The organism is Phormidesmis sp. 146-33 (assembly GCF_052939515.1).
Genome location: NZ_JBJPHU010000039.1, coordinates 1 through 18,812, shown reverse-complemented (window position 1 = coordinate 18,812; position 18,812 = coordinate 1). Strand labels below are relative to the sequence as shown.

The following is an 18,812-nucleotide window of genomic DNA, read 5'->3' as shown; positions in this document are numbered from 1 at the left end:
ACTTCTATTATCAGCGATCGCGTCAAAACAATGTTGTTGCGGTCGTGGCTCAGAAGCGCGATCGATATTACAATTTTTCAAGTTTATCGACTGAGCGATCGACTTCGTTGATCATTACTGTTATCTGGATCAAGGGGAAACAACCATGTGGCACCGTTTGAGCATTGTCTTATTCGCTGGCTTAGTGAGCTTATTCTCAATTCTTTTACCGATGAAACCTGTGCAGGCGGCGACTTGTGAGTTGTCTGCGATCGTCTGGGAAGGCTACACCGATTCATCATTTACTAAAGAATTTGCAGAAAAAACAGGCTGCACGATTAAAGCCACCTATGCCGGGTCGAGCGATGAAATGTTTGCCAAATTCCGCACCGGAAAAGGGCGCACCTATGATCTAATATCGGCTTCGGGAGACATTACTCAACGGTTGTACAAAGCGGGTTTGGTGCAAGCGATCGACTCTACTAAATTGCAAAACTACAGTACCGTATTCGACTCATTTCAAGGTGGAAAATGGAATACCTTTGACGGAAAACCTTACGGCGTGACGTTTGCCTGGGGGCCCAATGTTTTGCTTTATAACTCGGAGAAAGTCAAGTCTGCACCTCAATCTTGGGATGTGCTGTTTGATCCCAAGTATGCCGGAAAAATCTCACTGCCCGACAACCCGATGACGATCGCTGACGTTGCATTATGGTTGGGCAAAGACGATCCCTACAATCTCACCGACGCAGATCTGGCAGACGTGAAAGCAAAACTGTTGGAACTACGGCCCAATGTCCGCAAATTTTGGACAACGGCTGGCGAATTGGCAAACCTATTTCAATCGGGTGAAACTGTCCTAGCTCATGCCTGGCCGTTGACCTACACACAACTTAAATCTGAAGGGTTCCCGATCGCTTCTGTCACGCCCAAAGGCAAGCTCACCGGATGGACAGATTCGTGGATGATTTCCAAAAATTCTCGCAACTCAGACGCAGCTTATCAGTGGGTTGACTTTATCCTGAGCGAAGACGGTCAAAAAGGCGTAATGGATGTCACAGGCTATTCGGGTGCAACTGAATTAGGAGTCAAAGCCGTGGGCGCAAAACGAGCCAAAGAATTGTTTATGGATGACCTGTCTCTACACCAGCAAATTAAGATGTGGCAAAACGTCCCCAACTACGATCGCTGGGTACAACTCTGGAATGAAATTCGCAGCTAAGGATTGTGAATCAAATAAACCTGGCGAATCAATTCGCGGCTATCAGACCGAAATCCACCTCCGTGGACTAGCTGTTAGAATCACTTCCTTGGTGCGCCAAGGCACATGTCCTTTTAGCCCCGACCCTGGTCGGCGGGCATCTAAATGACAGCAATCAACAATCTATTACAAAAGCGTCGTCAATCTCAATCGTTAGGATTGTACGCAACGTTAATTCCGCCGTTACTTTGGATGTCGCTGTTGTATTTCATTCCGATCGCGCTCCTTATCTCTTACAGCATTTGGAGATTGGAGGCTTACGATGTGGTGAAAGAATTCAGTTTTGCAAACTTTCAGGCGATTTTTAGCAATCCTTCTTATCGATCGGTGATCATTCTTACCGTCTGGACTGCCTTGAGTGTCACCCTGATCGATATTGTAATCGCCCTGCCGTTGGGTTACTTTGTGGCGAAGTATAGCGATCGCTATCGAAGTCTGCTCACGATCCTGGTCATTCTACCATTGTGGTCAAGCTATCTCGTCCGAGTCTTCGCCTGGAAAATTATCCTCGGCTACAACGGCATTCTCAATACGGCGCTGTTGTCGATCGGACTGCTCAAAGAACCCAGTCAACTTTTTCTATACAATCAGTTTTCGACGACTTTAACGTTTGTGCATGTTTGGTTACCCTTTATGATTTTGCCAATCATCACAGCATTTGAGCGGTTACCCAACGACCTTCTCGAAGCGTCTGCCGATCTGAATGCGCCTCCGTTCACTACTTTTCGTCGAGTGATTCTTCCGCTGGTTGCGCCTGGGGTTCTAGCAGGCTCTATCAACGTATTCTCTCTGACGATGGGAGACTTTATTACACCGAGTTTAGTTGGCAGTTCTAGCGGCATCATGTTAGGAAACATTATTGCGTCTCAGTTTGGCGTTGCTTACAATTTTCCTTTGGGTGCAGCGTTTGCTTTGATTGTGATGTTGATTGTGTTTAGCGGATTGGCGATCGTTCTCAAACAAGGAGCGCTAGAAAATTGACTCTAACACCGAGAACTCAGCGCAGACCGTGGTTTTTAGGAATCTGGACAATATTGGTTTTTGCCTTTTTGTATCTGCCGATCGCTGTTCTGATTCTCATGAGTTTCAACGACTCCAAAATTCTGTCTCTGCCGTTTCGAGGATTCACGCTGGACTGGTACGATCGCGCTTACCATGACACGGCTCTCCAACTGGCGCTGATCAATTCTCTCAAAGTGGCGACAATGGCGACGGCGATCGCCACAACGTTAGGATTATTAGCTGCATTTGCAATTTATCGCTATCAATTTTTTGGTAAAAATGCCTTTCGGATTGCGATTAATTTACCGATTTTGCTGCCTGGAGTGGTGACTGGGGTAGCGATGCTGGCGTATCTTTCTGATTTGGGATTTGAACTTTCGCTCTGGACGGTGATTTTGGGTCATGCGGTGTTTGGTTTACCTGTCGCCCTTGGCTCGATTTTTACCCGCCTGAGTCAATTTCCCCGCAGTCTTGAAGAAGCCGCTTACGATTTAGGCGCAAAGCCAGCACAGGTCTTTACTGGAGTCATTCTCCCTTATATTCGTAGCGCTTTGATCGCAGGTGCTTTATTAGCGTTCACGCTCTCATTTGATGAAGTGATCGTTACCATATTCCTGACCGGACGCGAAAACACGTTGCCAATGGAAATTTGGGGACGACTGCGAACGAATATCACGCCAGAGATTGCAGCGATCGCCACTCTGATTTTGCTGGCCAGTACAATGCTGGTGTTGATGAGTCAGAGGCTGGGAGGGATGAAGGATGAGGGATGAGGGATGAAGGATGAGGGATGAAACATGAAAGATAGTGTGGTTTATTTGGAGTCAGTGAGTAAGGTTTATCCGACGGCGAAGGGGGAGGTGTATGCGGTTCAGGATGTGACGATCGACGTGCGGGCGGGGGAGTTTTTTTCGCTGTTGGGGTCGAGTGGATCGGGCAAAACAACGACACTGCGCTTGATTGGGGGATTCGATATTCCTGAATATGGGCGCGTGTTTGTCGGGGGAGAAGAGGTGACGACGCGGCCGCCCTATCGCCGGGATGTTCACACGGTTTTTCAAAGCTATGCGCTCTTTCCGCATCTGACGGTGGCTGAGAATATTGCATATCCACTGACGATCGCCAACGTTTCTAAAAGTGACATTGCGCCTCGGATTCAAGAATCGCTGAAACGATTTCGGATTGACGAATTGGGCGATCGTCGTCCTGCTCAACTTTCGGGCGGTCAGCAGCAGCGAGTTGCGCTGGCGCGTGCCCTGATCAGTCAGCCAAAAGTGCTTTTACTCGATGAGCCATTGTCTGCACTGGATGCCAAAATTCGGGAAGAGGTGCGCCAAGAACTGCGAGAATTGCAGCGTCAAACTAACCTCACATTCATCTACGTTACCCACGATCAAGAAGAAGCGCTGGCACTGTCCGATCGCGTCGCCGTCATGCACAAGGGTCAAATTCAACAACTTGGCACGCCCAAACAAATCTACGATCGACCCAATTCTCTATTTGTCGCGCAGTTTATCGGCAAGGCTAATTTTCTGCAAGGTCGCGTTCTCGAAGTCACGAATGACGGTTGTCGTGTGAATGTGAAGGGCGTAACGATCGAGGCGATTTCGCCCAACAATCCCGTTCAAATCGGGGATGAAGTGACGCTGATGATTCGTCCAGAACGGCTGCAAGTCAATCATTTAGGCACAGCGGACAACCAGATAGCGGGCAAAATTCAGACGGTTACTTATATCGGTTAACTGCTGCAATCTCAGATGGAAACGGCGATCGGTTCACTCACGGTGACTCAACTCTGTGACGGGCGGGGCGACCAATCTGGACAAACGCTCTCCTGGAATGCTCAAGACTGCATTGTGATCAAAATCTAGCTTGAATTTCAACGTCAGTTTGGTGAACTTCGTTATTGAGGTCTTCTACCCCCAAGCTGTCAATTCTGTAGGACTTTATGACAAGACTTCCAGTTCAAAGTTCTCGTAAGGCAGTTTATCGAATTGATATAACTTTAGTAGATTGCAAACGAATATTTTTAACGTCAATCCGATGAAGTTTTTTCGCTGCGTTGTTTGGCGCTTCTGCTCCCCAACCCCCCAACTTTGGAGAACTTTTAGATCAGATTTCTGGTTCAAAGTCCCCCAGCATTGGGGGATTTAGGGGGCTGCCCGGATTCATCACCGTAGCGAAAGATTCCATCCAATTCACGTTATTTTTAGCAGATTACTTCTCTATTTCGATCGCTCGTCCTGACTTTGCCGAATATACCACCGAGCAAACAGTTGACTAGCACCCACCATCATTAGATTGAAAATCATAGAATCTCTTGAGATCAACATCTCTGGACTCCAACCGTTTCCCACCAACAGAAGGAGCGACGTGAGAACTACCACCGCTGAACCGAGCTTTAAAGAGTAGCCTCGACGAGACAAAGGAAAATAAAATTGATACGTGAGCAAACCGACTAACAGTCCATTCAAGAAACCGATGAATAATCCTGTTGTACTGTTGGCTAAGAGAGAAATAAATCCGATGCCTGTAGTCCGCCAAACCGCATTCCAGAGGATTCGATCGAAGGTCAGGGGCGGCGCGATTTTGCCTTCTTCGACCGTCATCAAATCGTCTGAGGGCTGTGAGTAGCCGTTTTGCAAGATATCCAGCGCTTCTTCTGTGGATTCTAATCGCTCGTCTAGGGCGGGTTCGGTAAGCCAAGTCAACCAATCGGCAAATTCGGGACTGACGTGGGCGACTGACCGAAACTGAATCCGTAAATTACGCTGAGGTAAATCGGCTGGATGCTTGCCCGTCACCAGATAAATCAACGTCGCCCCCAAACTGTAGAGATCCGACGCGGGAGTGGCTCGTCCGCCATACTGTTCGGGTGGCATATAGCCGTAAGTACCGACGACGGTAATCGTTCCGCCTTCTTGAGCGACCAGCGTTTGCACTGAGCCGAAATCGACGAGATAAACTTGCCCGACATGGTTGCCCGATCGGTCTGTCAACAGCAAATTACTCGGCTTAATATCGCGATGAATCACAGGTGGATGCTGGCGATGCAAATAGGCAAGAATTTCTAATAGCGATTTGGCTAACTGCTGAACTTCTATCTCGCTAAATGTCCGACCTGCTGTGAGTTGATCTTGTAGAGACTTTGCCTCAATGTAGCTCTGCACCAGCGCAAAGCCTTTCCCATTTGACCATTCCATCTCAAAGTAGTCGAGATAGCGAGGAATGGCAGGATGATCCAACGCTTTCAGGGTTTCGGCTTCTCGCTCAAACAGTTTGAGATCCGCCCACTCAAAGTCATGACCAAAGGTGAGCAGTTTGACGACCACTGGTTTCTGAGTCTGTAAGTCAAGCGCCAAGAAAGTCTGCCGTCCCGCTTTTTTGCCCAACGACTGCTGAATCTGGTAGCGATCGTGCAGCAATTCCCCAGACATTTCAGAGAGTGCGCCCATCCGTTCCTCGCTGCTTAGATTTACAGTTGAATGTCGCTAACTTAAGGACAGTGGCTTGCACCTTTCATCCCTCATCCCTCATCCCTCCCGATCGCTTGTCCCGCAATCCAAGCCGTCGTCCAAGCGCTCTGAAAGTTAAAGCCTCCCGTCACGCCGTCAATGTCTAGAATTTCACCCGCCAAATAAAGACCAGGGCAACAGCGACTTTCCATTGTTTTGAAGTTAACTTCTTTGAGATTTACGCCGCCACAGGTCACGAATTCCTCTTTAAAAACGCCTTTGCCGTTGACTTTATACTGTCCTTGAGTGAATTCCTGGATCAACAGATTTAGCGTTTTGTTAGAAAGTTCCGCCCAGCGAGTTTGCTTTTGGATGCCGACAGAATTGGTCAGACGCTCCCAGAGACGACGCGGCAAAATGACAGGACAGCTAGAAGCGATCGCTCGTTGGGGCAGTTGTGATTTCACCGCTAATAGCTGTTGTCGAAGTGCTTCAGGATTTTGTTGGGGGAGCCAATTGATCGTCAGCGCCGCTTGATAGTGATCTTCATGTAAGGCTCTTGCACCCCAGGCAGATAGCTTCAAAACGGCGGGCCCACTCAAGCCCCAGTGCGTCACCAACAATGCGCCCGTCTGTTCTAACTTGCTGTCACCCACTTGTAAACGCAACCGTACCGGATCGACCGCAATTCCGGGCAATTCTTGTAGTCGATCGTCCTCAACGTTGAACGTAAACAGTGAGGGAACGGGAGATTCAATAGTATGTCCCAGCGATCGCGCGAATTCGTAGCCTTGAGGACTGCTGCCCGTTGCCAAAATCACTCGATCGGCGGTCAACACTTCCCCTGATCGCAGTTCAATCTTAAAGCCGTCGTCTTTCTTCTCAACCGACTTCACGCCTGCACCGACGCAGAGATTTACCCCGGCGTCGTGAGCTTGCTCGATTAAACAATTGGCGATCGTTTCTGAATTGTCCGTCGTTGGAAACATGCGTCCATCAGGTTCGGTTTTGAGTTTGACCTGACGATCGGTAAACCACTCCACCGTATCCTTGGCTTGAAACTGGCTAAACGCTCCCCGCAAAGCCTTGCCGCCTCTAGGATAATGCTGAACTAGAATTGCCGGATCAAAACAAGCATGAGTCACATTACAGCGTCCGCCCCCCGAAATCCGAACTTTGGCCAGAGGTTGACGACCCGCTTCGAGTAGAGTGACTTGAGCGTGAGGGTGCTTTTGAGCCGCGCAGATTGCACCAAAGAAACCAGCCGCACCGCCGCCGATCGTCACGACTTTGAGAGATTGAAGAGACAAAGGAATTTGTTGAATAAAGTTTGAACCTGGATTGTGACACCCGACTTCGATCGTCAGCAACTCTTTAGAGAACTTTGCACAGATCAGATTCCCCTAGCTCCGTTAAAAAGGGAACCAGACTTTTATTTTCTCCTCTTTTAAGGCTGCTGTGTACATACAAGTCCTTGTCGCTTCGTTTCAAGCGGCTTCAGCCCCCTAAATCCCCCATGCTGGGGGACTTTGACCAAGGAAAGATTTCCAAAGTTCAAAGCCATGACGACGGCTCAAAGTCCCCCATTTTTGGGGGATTTAGGGGGCAAAGGATCTCAGCAATGACTGATCGATCTACTTGTGTGTACACGGCAGCTTTTAAGGGGGGTTAGGAGGGATCAAAAGACAGCCAGCTTCATGAAGAATTGGTATCAACAACCATTCGTACTCTAACAGATCTCCTTATTCAAGGGGCTAAAGATATTTGCATGATTATTTTGAATGATCTGCGATCGAGAAACGAGTTGATCCAATTGATGATGAGTGAATATCACTGGCTCAAGAACAATTACTCATGGTCATTGGTTTAGAAGAGTAGAGCCTTCATCCTTCATTTTCATCATTTATTGCAGGCGCGATCGTCCCAAAGTCGTAATGTACAAAACTGCTTCGTCTGGAGGAATGCCCAACACCTCATTAACCTGGTCATCAAAAAATCCAGCAATGCCACTGACTCCCAAACCGAGTTGGATTGCACCCAGATTGAGCCGTTGTCCCAGGTGTCCGGCATCCATATGCAGGTAGCGGTAAGCCCGATCGCCATATTGTTCGATCGCTCTTTGCAAATCGGCTGTGTGAAATAAAACCGCCCCAGCATCGCGTCCCAAATCCTGGCTCAGACAGAGATAATGTAGCTCTCGACGAAAGTTTTTAAATCGAATCTGACGCAGTTCTTGCGCTCTCGGAGCGTAGTAATAACAGCCTTCTTCTAGCCCATCGACCGAAGAGACTGCAATAAAGGTTTCGACCAAACTGAGATCAAAGTAGTCGGGCGATCCATCTAAATCCTGGTCAATGTAGTGTTGGGGTTGATACGTGAAGTCAAGCAGCGCGTTTAACTCTTCTAAGGTTAGGGATTGCCCACTGTAGCCACGGGTTGATCGTCGCTTTAAGATTGCTTGTTCTAAATTCTCTAGCTGGCTGCCCCAGGCGATCGCGGGTGACGCGGTAGAGACTTTTAGACAAAACGGAAAGTTGTACTTATCCGATCGTTCGCCCACTGTGGGGGGCAGTTTCCAGTTAACTTTGGCAGCAGGGTCAGAAGGAATCTGGGTGACGTGATGCAGATAGTGCAGCAGTTCACCATCGGCAATTTTGGGATAGTCTCGCTGAGTCGTCGCAGGAAGCGCAGTCCGTGTCAGGGGCAAATTTTGGTTAACTTCTCGCAAATCGGCTAAAGGCATGACGGCGATCGCACCTTCCTGATCCGCATCCAGATACAGCAATTGATTGACCGCCTCATCTGCAAATCCGCCAATCAAATGGGGGCGAAAATCATTTAGGGCGCTGGCGAGTTCTAAATTGCCCAAAAGGTGGCCAGAGTCCAAGAAAATTCGACGATAGGCCCGATCCTGATAGCGCCATGCCGATCTAAAAAACACGGCTGTCACCACGATCGCCAACTGTGTCCCTTCGAGGGTCGGATTCCAAAAGCAGGCAGATTGAAGCGTCGTCCAAATATCACTTTCCCAAAATCGCAGGAGAGAATGAGTGTTTGCCTGATAGTGATACAGCCCAGCCGGGAGCAGCGGAGTCCCACGAGAGAGGAGGTAAATTTCTGCGGGGTAGAGTCCTCCAGCCGAAGGAGACGATCGCAAATAGTGAGGGTCGCCCCCCGTGGGAATCATGCCCGTGATGCCATAGCTACAAAACAGCAGATGTGACAGTCTGCGCCACCAGGTTTTGACCGCATCTTGAGCAAACGCATTGGGGTCTTGGCTCAAAAAAGGCTTGAGGTCTAGAGGGGTGCCCAGTTTGTAATCCTTAAAAGGAACGGGCTGCTGGCTCCAATCGAGGGGCTTACTTTTGACTTTAATCGTCTCAGGATTGTATTTTGTGCGCTCGTGGTAGTGTTGAGCGATCGATCCAGGAAGATCTGACATAGGACTCTAAGGAAGGGCTGCGGCTATCTCTGATCTTGACATGGAAAGGGAGGGATGAGGGATGAGGGATGAGGGATGAAAAAGTTATGGTATTGCTCAATCTCAGTATGAATCGTTCTCACGCCAATTAGCACAGCCCAGATCACGATCGTTCAGCCTCGGTGCCAGTCAACAAACTTATCTAGTTTGGCAACCCATGATCAAAGTACAGGAGCCTCAAACGTAGATTCTTTGACAAGAGAAAAGCTAACACAATTTTTGGAGCAGCTTAGATTTCTTGACAAAGGACTATCAGATCAAGACTTTGGACATCCCTCATTCCTTCAATCTTTCTCACCTGAAATGATATGTACGTCTATGTTCTTAAGAGATTTGAGAAGCTGTTGAGTTAATGAACCATGTAATAGATTTTTCCACCACGATCGCTGACTTTCGCCAATGACAATTTGTGTGATTCGATAGTCTCTAGCGATGTCTGCGATCGCTTTTGCTTTGTTGTGTCCTGCAACCCGAATGAATTCTCCTTCAAACTCTCGGCAGAGGCGCTCACAAGTTTCAATATGCAGGCTCTCTACTTTGTTGAGAAAGCGATCGGGATCATCGACAAACAAACAATAGAAGGGCGCGTGCATATAGCCAGCAATTCGGGAGCCACGTCGAACCAGTTGGAGAGCATTGGGATAAGTTGAGACACAAACCAAAACTCGTTCGCGGACATTGCAATAAGGGGCTTTGTGAGTTGAGTTTTCGACTCCGATCGCGTCTTCTTCTACGTTGTCGGCCAGTTCTCGTAGGGCCAGTTCTCGTAGGGCAATCAGATTGCGTCGTTGAAAGAAGTTTTGTAGAGACTGATCGATCTTTTCGGGAGCGTAGATTTTGCCGTCTTTGAGGCGCTCTTCTAACGTTTCTGGCGTGACATCGACGACGACGACTTCATCCGCTTCATCGAGCAGGCGATCGGGAATCCGTTCTCTCACAACCACGCCTGTAATGCGCGCAACCAGATCATTGAGGCTTTCTAAATGCTGAATGTTGACCGTAGAAAACACATCAATTCCAGCCGCCAAAATCACCTCAACATCCTGATAGCGTTTTTCTCGTTGAGAGCCAGGGACGTTGGTGTGAGCCAGCTCATCGACTAAAACTAACTGAGGATGACGAGTCAAAATAGCATCGGTATCCATCTCAGTCAGCGTCACTCCTGACCAGGTAATCTGTTGTCGAGGCACCAGTTCTAAACCGATGGCTTTGGCGATCGTTTCCTGGCGATTGTGGGTTTCTAATAAACCAATGACCACATCAGTGCCTTCTTTTTTGAGACGGTGCCCTTCTTCCAGCATTTTGTAAGTTTTGCCCACACCGGGAGACATGCCAATAAAGGCTTTGTGCTTACCACGACGACCAGCCCGCATGTAAGAGATATCAGGAGAGGGATTGGGCAAATTTTTCATCGTGCACAGATGATGATATGGACAGCAGCGTAACCGATAAAAGTTTTTGAGGATTTGCGGTCAGATGTCTTTAGTCAGGGTCTTACTTATTCTAAAGAACAAGTCTGAAGTGAATAATAAACTGGACAAGTTTTTTTGAGAACAAACTCAAGCTCTGAAACCATCATGGGATGAAACGCCATTGCCAGAATGTGATCTCCCAGACGAACAGTAGGGTTCTCGCTCAAGGGAATGACTCGATCTTGTCTCAAGCACCCTAAAATTAAGCATTTCTCAGGAATCTGAAGATCGGCTAACTGACTTCCACAATAGCTACTATTGAACTCAATTTTGACTGCAAACAAACTTGGCTGGACGGGTCTTGTTGAGAGGATAATTCTTTCTTGTTCCATAGCTACACCTTGTCCTAAGTTGAGTAATCTTTGAAGAATGTTTCAGCTAGGCACGAGAGTAAGGATAGTTTTTAGCAAGTGAGTAGAGTAAAGGTCTAACGTTCAGACTTACTGGCTGTTTGAGATGATGTGAACATCTGTTTGTTTGAGCGATCGGACAAGCTGATTGATCAATGATTCGCGCCAAAAGACTTGCCAGCAAGACTGATCAGATTGGCCTAAAACAACTTGAGTAATCCGATGAGATTGTGCAGCTTTAATGATTTCCTTCCCAAGAGGCTCTCCTGTGGCTTGAATAAATTGTGCATCAAACTTTTGACAAATTCGCTCACACCTTTCTAGAAAACGGGCTTCAGATTTAGTGGGCGATCGCTCAGTTCTTTGAACAAACAAAACATAAAGAGGAGCATTCATGTAGTCTGCAAGTTTTGCGCCGCGTTGTACCAATCGCAAAGAGTTGGGAGCAGTCGAAATACAAACTAAAACACGCTCGTGAATCTGACAAAAATTAGTTGATAGATTGCAGTCATCTTCGCGGCGTTGAATGGCTGCGCGAGTGCCTTCGATTTGATCAGCAACTTCTCGAAGGGCTAGTTCGCGTAGAGCTACCAGGTTGCGACGCTGAAAAAAGCCCTGCAAAGCCTCGTCAATCTGCTCAGACGGATAAATTTTTCCGTTGAGCAAGCGTTGTTCCAAGGTTTCTGGAGTGGCATCGACCACAATTACTTCAGCGTTGTCGAGTAGAGAATCTGGAAGACTGCTACTTGAGATCGTTCCTGTGATTTGTGCTACCCGACGACTCAAATGGCTAATGTGTTGAATGTTGACGGTGGAGTAAATATCAATGCCTGCTGCCAAAATTGCTTCAATATCTTGACAACGATCGTGGCAGTTTGAGTGAGCAAGTTCGTCAATTAAAACTAATTTTGGGTGGCGCTCAATCACTGCATTCGTATCGAGTTCCCTCAAGACGAGTCCCTCTCTCAGGGTGGTTTTGGACGGAATAACTTCTAATCCAATCGATTTGTCGGTGGTTTCCTGGCGATCGTGGGTGTTCAAAAAACCAATCACCACATCGACCCCACTTTGTCTAAGACGATGGGCTTCATCTAGCATTCTGTAGGTTTTGCCGACACCGGGAGCCATGCCAATAAAAATTTTGTGTTTACCGCGACGGGGCAGACGTTCATGAGTGCAATTAAACCTCGGAGCTAAGGAACACACCTTATAAACCTTTCCTTTGACGATTAACTAGATTTGAAGTGACTTGTGCAAAATCGTTTTGACTGTCGCACTTTTTGAGGCAATGCCCAATATACTTGTGATTGCACTGGATTTGAATGATTAATCTTTCATGAGACGATCGCTTCCTTTAAAATTAAAGGGGATTTAAACAAACGATTAAGTCTCAGAGGTGAAGTGCTTGAGGTGAGATGTTTAAGGTGATGTGAATTCGCTGAAATTCTTTCGCGCTGTTCCCTGAAGCTTTTGCCCTCCGCTTCCCTCTGAATGACTTTCACTAGCGGGATCTCGAAGCGCGTGTAGCAAAGCATTTCACCGAATTCACATCTGACTACATCCTGGAACTCTAGGCGGCTGGCTTGAGTTTATCTAAAGCCAGGTTGAGCTTCAAGACATTTACGCCAGGTTCGCCAAAAATGCCCAAAAAGCGACCATCCGTATTTTGTGAGATCAGAATTTCGACCTGATTGGGCTGTACTCCTCTAGCTTTGGAGACGCGATCAACTTGAGCAGTGGCCGCCTCTGGTGTAATGTGTGGGTCAAGGCTAGAACCAGAGGTATAAACGAGATCGGCCGTCGGTTTTACGCCTGCCTTTTGGAGACGAGGAATGTCACCTTCGATCGCGTTGGCTGGGTCAGGATCGCTCTTACCTCTGATTCGATCCAACAAGGCGGGATTGCTAGGAGCTAGATTGCTCGCCCCGGATACGCCCGTTTTGAGAACACCCGCTTCGTCCTTTTGGGGATCAGCCGTACTGTAGCTGGTGGTGCTGGGGCGACTGTTGAAATATCTGTCTGAGGTAAACGGCTGACCAATCAGCGCCGATCCAACGTCTTGACCTTGAGCATTTTTAATCAGACTGCCATTGGCCTGAAACGGAAAAACAATCTGCCCAACCGCAATCATGACCAAGGGATACATCACTGCGGTCAACACCCAAAGCACCAGGGTAGATCTGACGGCTCTACCTGCCTCACGCGCAAAACTCATTAGAATCTCTCCGGTACAAACATGACAAAGAATAAATAGATGCCCAGGGCGACCACAACCAGTCCGAGCGCTGACAACCAATAGGTTTGGCTCCGAGACAGATCGCCCCCCGTAGCCGCAAAGACCGCAGGCGCTAAGACCAGATTGAAACACAGTCCTAGAAACAGGTAGAGCGGTAGTTTTTGTCTGCGCCACTCAGCAAAGAGGTCGATCGCAGTTTCGACAATCTGAACAGAAGTTTGAGAAAATGATGAACGAGTTGGTTTCATAGTGATGATTGGTTCTAAGAAAAAGGAATCAGCACATCGATGATTTTGATGGCAATAAAAGGAGCAATGACACCGCCAACGCCATAAAGCAAAATATTACGACGCAGCAATTGATCAGCCGTCAATGGCCGAAACTGCACGCCCTTTAACGCCAACGGAATCAAAGCAGGAATAATCAACGCATTGTAAATTAAGGCTGAAATGATGGCAGACTGGGGACTTTTTAGCTGCATGACATTCAATGCCCCAATGCCAGCCGCCGCAAAGATTGTCGGAATGATCGCAAAATACTTGGCAATGTCGTTGGCGATCGAGAAGGTCGTCAGGGCCCCACGAGTGATGAGAAGCTGTTTGCCGATCGTCACTAGATCAATCAGCTTAGTCGGGTCAGAATCTAAGTCCACCATGTTGGCCGCTTCTTTGGCAGCCTGGGTTCCCGAATTCATCGCCACACCGACGTTGGCTTGAGCGAGAGCAGGCGCATCATTGGTGCCGTCTCCCGTCATGGCGACCAGCTTGCCCTGAGATTGTTCTCGACGGATGACATCGATTTTGTCTTCGGGAGTGGCTTCGGCGATAAAGTCATCTACGCCTGCTTCTTGAGCGATCACCGAGGCGGTAATTTGGTTGTCACCTGTGAGCATGATCGTTTTGACTCCCATGCGGCGGAGTTGATCAAAGCGTTCTCTTAGACCTGGTTTTACAATGTCTTTGAGGTAGATCACGCCGTAGATTTCGCTATCTTGACAGACGGCGAGGGGCGTTCCTCCCAGTCGAGAGACGCGCTCATAGGCTTCGTCTAGTTGAGAAGGGACAGTGCCCCCGCGCGATCGCACAAATCCCCGAATCGCATCGACTGCCCCTTTACGAACTTCGCGCCCGTTGGGTAGGTCAGTGCCGCTCATTCGAGTTCTAGCGGAGAATTCTACTCCAGAAGCATTGTCGGTATCGAAGCTGACAGTCGCGCCATTTTGCTCGGCTAACCGAACGATCGATTTCCCTTCTGGCGTTTCGTCAAACACACTGGCGGCGAGCGCAACCTGAGACACTTCTTCAAGACTGTGACGATTGACAGGGATGAACTCAGCCGCTAACCGATTGCCTAATGTGATCGTGCCTGTTTTGTCGAGTACCAGCGTGTTGATGTCTCCGCAAGCTTCGACGGCTCGACCCGATGTGGCGATGACATTAAACTGAGCGACGCGATCCATCCCGGCGATGCCGATCGCACTCAACAAGCCCCCAATCGTCGTCGGAATTAGGGCAACTAGCAGCGAGATCAGAATGGCGATCGTCGTCGGTGACTGCACATAGTTAGCGAGTGGTGATACCGTGGCTACCACAATCAAAAAGACGAGCGTCAGAACCGAGAGCAACACTGTCAAAGCGATCTCGTTGGGCGTTTTGCTGCGGGATGCCCCTTCGACTAGCGAAATCATGCGATCGATAAAGCCTTGACCAGGATCAGACGTGACTCTAAGAATCAATTCATCAGACAGAATGCGCGTTCCCCCCGTTACCGAACTCATGATATCTGTACCGGGCTGTTTGAGAACGGGAGCCGATTCGCCTGTGATTGCAGATTCATCAACCGATGCGACCCCCTTGATCACTTCACCATCAGAGGGAATCATATCGCCTGCGACGACTTTCACCTGATCGCCTTTTCGCAGTGCGGTCGAACTCACTTCTTGAAGGGAGCCGTCTGGCAGTAGTTTGCGAGCGATCGTATCGGATCGAGTCGATCGCAGCGAATCCGCTTGGGCCTTCCCTCTTCCTTCGGCAACCGCTTCCGCAAAGTTGGCAAAGACAATGGTGAAGAACAAAATCAGTGTAATCAGTCCGTTGAGCACCCGTTCTTGACCCGGATCGCCCTGGACAGTGCCAAACAGATTGGGATCAAGGGTAACGAGCAGAGTGACGATCGTGCCAATCCAGACCACAAACATGACGGGATTTTTGACCTGATTGCGCGGATCGAGCTTGGTAAATGACTCCCGAATTGCTCTCTGATAAAGCCCACTCATGTTTACTTTAGGCGTGCGTCTGCCAGCGTCGCGAGTGTTGATTGGCTGAGAAGCGATCGGAGTCGTATCCTGTGGAGTGTCCATAAGTTCAGAATTTGTCGGAAGTGAGGAGTAACAATCAGGCTCAATTTTGAAGGTGAGAATTTAGCTACCCAATTCCTTTAGCAATTTGGAAAGCTTCGGCGATCGGCCCCAGCGCCAAAACTGGGAAGAAGGTGAGTGCGCCTAAAATTAGGACTACGCCTGCTGTCACTCCAGTAAAGAGTCCTGTATCGGTACGCAGCGTTCCGGTGGTGAGCGGAACAGGCTGTTTGCGCGACATGCTATCTGCCAGCAGCAGAAGGGCCGTGATCGGAGCAAAGCGTCCGATTAACAAACTAAAACAAGTGCTGAGATTCCACCAGAGAGCGGTCGCGGTTGGGGTTGCGCCCCCCGCTATCGCAAACGGCGACGGCTGAGAATCGCCCAATCCTTCAAATCCAGAACCATTGTTTGCAGCGGCTGACGCATATTCATACATCACTTGAGCTAATCCATGAAAACCAGGATTACTAATACCCGCTAACTGATCAGGAAATGCCAGCGCGATCGCTCCGGGAATTAGAATTGCGATTGGGTGAACTAATAGAATCAGAAAGCTGGCTAAAACCACTTCTCGCTTCTCAATTTTGCGCCCCAAAAACTCCGGAGTTCTACCGACCATTAATCCTGTGACGAATACTGCGAGGATCAAGTAAGCGAATAGATACGCTGTCCCAGTACCCTGTCCGCCCCAGATGATTTGCAGAAACATATTCGACAAAGTGACAAAGCCACCATTGGGCATAAACGAATCGTGCAAACTGTTGACTGCACCACACATCGTCCCCGTCGTCGTCGTCGCAAACAGGGCAGACTGGGCCCAGCCAAACCGGACTTCTTTTCCTTCTAGATTAGGAGCCTGACCTCCTAGCAGCGCATTGACTGCGGGGTTACCGTTGTATTCTCCAATTGCGTTGGTGATGATGAAGCCAACATAAATTGAGAACACCATCCCATACACTAACCAGGCTTGTTTTCGATTGTTAGCAAACACGCCATAGGTGTAGATAAAGGACGTTGGAATACACACCATTCCCACAATTTGAATCAGATTGGTGAATGGATTTGGATTCTCAAACGGATGAGCTGAGTTAATGGCAAAGAAACCGCCGCCGTTTTCTCCCAACTGCTTGATAATTTCGTAGTGCGCCACCGGCCCGCGAGCGATCGCTTGACTCACAGTCGGATCTTCTAGTGTCGCCACCACTGCTGGCCCTGCGAACGTTTCGGGAACACCAGATGCAATGAGAACAACCGCCCCCACAATGCTGATTGGCAACAAAATGCGGGTAATTGATCGAATCAAATCCACATAAAAGTTGCCCAAGGGCCGACCCGTCAATCCGCGAATAAAGGCAATCCCCACGGCTAACCCCGTCGCTGCCGAAGTAAACATGTGATAGCCCAATCCCAACATCTGAGTGCCATAGCTCAGGTAGGTTTCGCCAGAGTAGTGCTGCTGGTTGGTGTTAGTGATAAACGAAATCGTGGTATGCAGCGCAGTGTCCCAAGTTGGGGCACCAACTCCCGTTGGATTAAACGGTAACCAACCTTGGCTGAGAATGATCAAAAAGAGCAGCAGAGCCATGACAAAGTTGCTGTATATGATCGCTCGTGCATATTGCCAACCCGTCATGTTTTCTCTGGCTTGAACACCCGACAAAGCGTAAAGTAAGCGCTCGATCGGATTCAGAATGGGGTCGAGCAGAGTTCTTTGTTCTTGATAAACGCGGGCCATATACCCCCCCAAGAAGGGAGTCATTGCTACTACAATGAGCAGCGTCAATGCAATTTGAAACCACCCTTGAAGCATGGTTCATTGAACTCCAATATGATAAATCTGAAATTTTGGTTGAGAAGGCGATCAAGCTTCAGTCGTTAGACCTTAGACTTTAGACTTTGAATACAGGTTGTTAGTCTTTGGTCTTCGATCTTTACCAATCCTGTATCGCTAATGGAAGAAATTGATATGAAAAGCACAACCATAAGCCCATCTAACTACTAGACTGTAGACACTCAAATCTGTATTTCTAGTAACTAGAACTTTTTGCCTTTAGAAGCCTTCAATTTCAATCATGTGAGAACTATTGGAGAATAACAAGGTATATCTTTGCGTTTACCCCGCTCATCTCTTTCTCCAAAGGTCTTTCTAGTAGCTAAAGCATTTCGGCTGTTTAGATAAAATCTATATCTGTGTGTATACTCGATCTAAACATCAAGTGGACAAAGAATTCACCGTAGTTCCGGTAGTTTGTAAAAGTCAATCAGTCAAAAGACCTAATTAACTGTAAGCTCGATAAATCTTGCAGACAACGCTTGTCCAAAAGTCTTCCAGAATTAGGAGACAGAAACACTCAACAACGAAGCGAAAGACATCATCGAACCAACACTAATTAAACATTCTGTAACTGCTGTTGGGCAAACTGCACGCGCGATCGAATCGCTAGACTTTCATCTGTTTGAGCAAGGTGATGGAAATGAGCCTGAATTTGAGCAAACCAATCAGGATACGTTTTGACCACGGCGATCGCTAAGAATTGTAGTGCCAAAATAGCTGCATATCGAACGACCCATTCATGATCGTGAGAAACCTTCAGCAGAGCCTGGAGAGCCTGAAGTTGTGCCGATTGTCTGTGAGTGGAGTCTAACTTTTCCCAGTTGATCGTGCCCAATCCTCTCGTGGCAGCCCGTCGCACACTCATCGCAAAATCATTCTGGGCCGCAGTAAGCAAGATCTCCAAACCACGAGGGTCACCGATACCAGCTAAAGCACGCACCGCCCAGGCTCTCGCTCCATAATTGTAGCCATCCAACTGTTCTAATAATGGACCGACGGACGCTTCCCCAAGTCGAATCAACCCATCTACCGCTGCAACCGCTGCCCCAGGATTGTTATAGCCAAGCGCCGTGATCAACACTGGGATTGCTCCGATCGCTTCAGCACTGGCCAGATTTTGCACTGCCTCTAACAGACGAGTTGAGGAATCGGCTTGATCAACAGCAAGAATTAAAGTTTGGATGTCAGTCACGATCGCTTGGAAACAAAAACTAAATGGACTTAGACGCAAAGAACCGTTTGCATCTTCACCCCTTTCTACCGTAATGGCGATAGCTCACCTCGTCTTCAGTAGCTAAAGTTTAGGGCCGATCAACACTCAATAACACGGCAAGTTCAGCGTCTTAGGATAGAAACCGACAAGCCTCATTCCAGGATTTAGAA

General features: G+C 48.3%; 15 protein-coding genes. 4 read left to right on the top strand and 11 right to left on the bottom strand.

All coding sequences use genetic code 11. The features are described from left to right. Positions 1 to 145 precede the first annotated feature (145 nt). The 4 genes from ACJ2PR_RS16795 (at position 146) to ACJ2PR_RS16780 (ending at position 3,984) form a co-directional block, all read left to right on the top strand. Entirely contained in the window at positions 146 to 1,201 is a 1,056-nt protein-coding gene (locus ACJ2PR_RS16795) for an ABC transporter substrate-binding protein (RefSeq protein ID WP_446877842.1), read from the top strand. Positions 1,202 to 1,345: 144 nt separating this feature from the next. After that, complete coding sequence (locus tag ACJ2PR_RS16790; protein WP_446877841.1) at positions 1,346 to 2,221, top strand: ABC transporter permease; 876 nt, start codon at positions 1,346 to 1,348, stop codon at positions 2,219 to 2,221. Further along, positions 2,218 to 3,015 carry an ABC transporter permease gene (locus ACJ2PR_RS16785; protein ID WP_446877840.1) on the top strand — a complete coding sequence of 266 codons (798 nt, stop codon included), beginning with the start codon at positions 2,218 to 2,220 and terminating at the stop codon, positions 3,013 to 3,015. The genes ACJ2PR_RS16790 and ACJ2PR_RS16785 overlap by 4 nt, the downstream gene beginning before the upstream one ends. A gap of 24 nt (positions 3,016 to 3,039) precedes the next feature. Further along, complete coding sequence (locus tag ACJ2PR_RS16780) at positions 3,040 to 3,984, top strand: ABC transporter ATP-binding protein (protein WP_446877839.1); 945 nt, start codon at positions 3,040 to 3,042, stop codon at positions 3,982 to 3,984. 483 nt (positions 3,985 to 4,467) lie between these two features. Here the strand turns inward: ACJ2PR_RS16780 and ACJ2PR_RS16775 are convergent, their stop codons facing one another. The 11 genes from ACJ2PR_RS16775 to ACJ2PR_RS16725 all read right to left on the bottom strand — a co-directional run bounded on the left by ACJ2PR_RS16775 (position 4,468) and on the right by ACJ2PR_RS16725 (position 18,621). Continuing rightward, positions 4,468 to 5,697 carry a serine/threonine protein kinase gene (locus ACJ2PR_RS16775; protein WP_446877838.1) on the bottom strand — a complete coding sequence of 410 codons (1,230 nt, stop codon included), beginning with the start codon at positions 5,695 to 5,697 and terminating at the stop codon, positions 4,468 to 4,470. A 71-nt stretch (positions 5,698 to 5,768) separates the two neighbouring features. Next, positions 5,769 to 7,007: an NAD(P)/FAD-dependent oxidoreductase gene (locus tag ACJ2PR_RS16770; protein WP_446877837.1), complete on the bottom strand. Its 1,239-nt coding sequence runs from the start codon at positions 7,005 to 7,007 to the stop codon at positions 5,769 to 5,771. A gap of 593 nt (positions 7,008 to 7,600) precedes the next feature. Then, complete coding sequence (locus tag ACJ2PR_RS16765) at positions 7,601 to 9,139, bottom strand: SagB/ThcOx family dehydrogenase (protein WP_446858116.1); 1,539 nt, start codon at positions 9,137 to 9,139, stop codon at positions 7,601 to 7,603. Between the two features lie 323 nt (positions 9,140 to 9,462). Next, positions 9,463 to 10,590, bottom strand: a complete 1,128-nt coding sequence (locus ACJ2PR_RS16760; RefSeq protein ID WP_446858112.1) for a universal stress protein — start codon at positions 10,588 to 10,590, stop codon at positions 9,463 to 9,465. Positions 10,591 to 10,676: 86 nt separating this feature from the next. Next, complete coding sequence (locus ACJ2PR_RS16755; protein ID WP_446877836.1) at positions 10,677 to 10,982, bottom strand: TrkA C-terminal domain-containing protein; 306 nt, start codon at positions 10,980 to 10,982, stop codon at positions 10,677 to 10,679. Positions 10,983 to 11,090: 108 nt separating this feature from the next. After that, the gene (locus ACJ2PR_RS16750) at positions 11,091 to 12,206 is read right to left on the bottom strand and encodes a sensor histidine kinase KdpD (RefSeq protein WP_446877835.1); all 1,116 of its coding nucleotides are present in this window, start codon (positions 12,204 to 12,206) and stop codon (positions 11,091 to 11,093) included. Between the two features lie 364 nt (positions 12,207 to 12,570). After that, on the bottom strand, positions 12,571 to 13,215 hold the full coding sequence (gene kdpC, locus ACJ2PR_RS16745) for a K(+)-transporting ATPase subunit C (RefSeq protein ID WP_446877834.1): 645 nt from the start codon (positions 13,213 to 13,215) through the stop codon (positions 12,571 to 12,573). After that, on the bottom strand, positions 13,215 to 13,484 hold the full coding sequence (locus ACJ2PR_RS16740) for a potassium-transporting ATPase subunit F (protein ID WP_446858108.1): 270 nt from the start codon (positions 13,482 to 13,484) through the stop codon (positions 13,215 to 13,217). The genes kdpC and ACJ2PR_RS16740 overlap by 1 nt, the downstream gene beginning before the upstream one ends. Positions 13,485 to 13,498: 14 nt before the next feature. Next, positions 13,499 to 15,595: a potassium-transporting ATPase subunit KdpB gene (gene kdpB / locus ACJ2PR_RS16735; RefSeq protein WP_446877833.1), complete on the bottom strand. Its 2,097-nt coding sequence runs from the start codon at positions 15,593 to 15,595 to the stop codon at positions 13,499 to 13,501. Positions 15,596 to 15,659: 64 nt separating this feature from the next. Then, on the bottom strand, positions 15,660 to 17,405 hold the full coding sequence (kdpA, locus tag ACJ2PR_RS16730; protein ID WP_446877832.1) for a potassium-transporting ATPase subunit KdpA: 1,746 nt from the start codon (positions 17,403 to 17,405) through the stop codon (positions 15,660 to 15,662). A gap of 580 nt (positions 17,406 to 17,985) precedes the next feature. Further along, complete coding sequence (locus ACJ2PR_RS16725) at positions 17,986 to 18,621, bottom strand: HEAT repeat domain-containing protein (RefSeq protein WP_446877831.1); 636 nt, start codon at positions 18,619 to 18,621, stop codon at positions 17,986 to 17,988. Positions 18,622 to 18,812 lie beyond the last annotated feature (191 nt).

What these genes read in the sequence shown, in the direction of transcription:
- ACJ2PR_RS16795 (WP_446877842.1), top strand. Translation starts at nt 146, where the DNA reads ATGTGGCACCGTTTGAGCATTGTCTTATTCGCTGGCTTAGTGAGCTTA.
- ACJ2PR_RS16790 (WP_446877841.1), top strand. Translation starts at nt 1,346, where the DNA reads ATGACAGCAATCAACAATCTATTACAAAAGCGTCGTCAATCTCAATCG.
- ACJ2PR_RS16780 (WP_446877839.1), top strand. Translation starts at nt 3,040, where the DNA reads ATGAAAGATAGTGTGGTTTATTTGGAGTCAGTGAGTAAGGTTTATCCG.
- ACJ2PR_RS16775 (WP_446877838.1), bottom strand. Translation starts at nt 5,697, where the DNA reads ATGGGCGCACTCTCTGAAATGTCTGGGGAATTGCTGCACGATCGCTAC.
- ACJ2PR_RS16765 (WP_446858116.1), bottom strand. Translation starts at nt 9,139, where the DNA reads ATGTCAGATCTTCCTGGATCGATCGCTCAACACTACCACGAGCGCACA.
- ACJ2PR_RS16760 (WP_446858112.1), bottom strand. Translation starts at nt 10,590, where the DNA reads ATGAAAAATTTGCCCAATCCCTCTCCTGATATCTCTTACATGCGGGCT.
- ACJ2PR_RS16755 (WP_446877836.1), bottom strand. Translation starts at nt 10,982, where the DNA reads ATGGAACAAGAAAGAATTATCCTCTCAACAAGACCCGTCCAGCCAAGT.
- kdpC (WP_446877834.1), bottom strand. Translation starts at nt 13,215, where the DNA reads ATGAGTTTTGCGCGTGAGGCAGGTAGAGCCGTCAGATCTACCCTGGTG.
- ACJ2PR_RS16740 (WP_446858108.1), bottom strand. Translation starts at nt 13,484, where the DNA reads ATGAAACCAACTCGTTCATCATTTTCTCAAACTTCTGTTCAGATTGTC.
- kdpB (WP_446877833.1), bottom strand. Translation starts at nt 15,595, where the DNA reads ATGGACACTCCACAGGATACGACTCCGATCGCTTCTCAGCCAATCAAC.
- kdpA (WP_446877832.1), bottom strand. Translation starts at nt 17,405, where the DNA reads ATGCTTCAAGGGTGGTTTCAAATTGCATTGACGCTGCTCATTGTAGTA.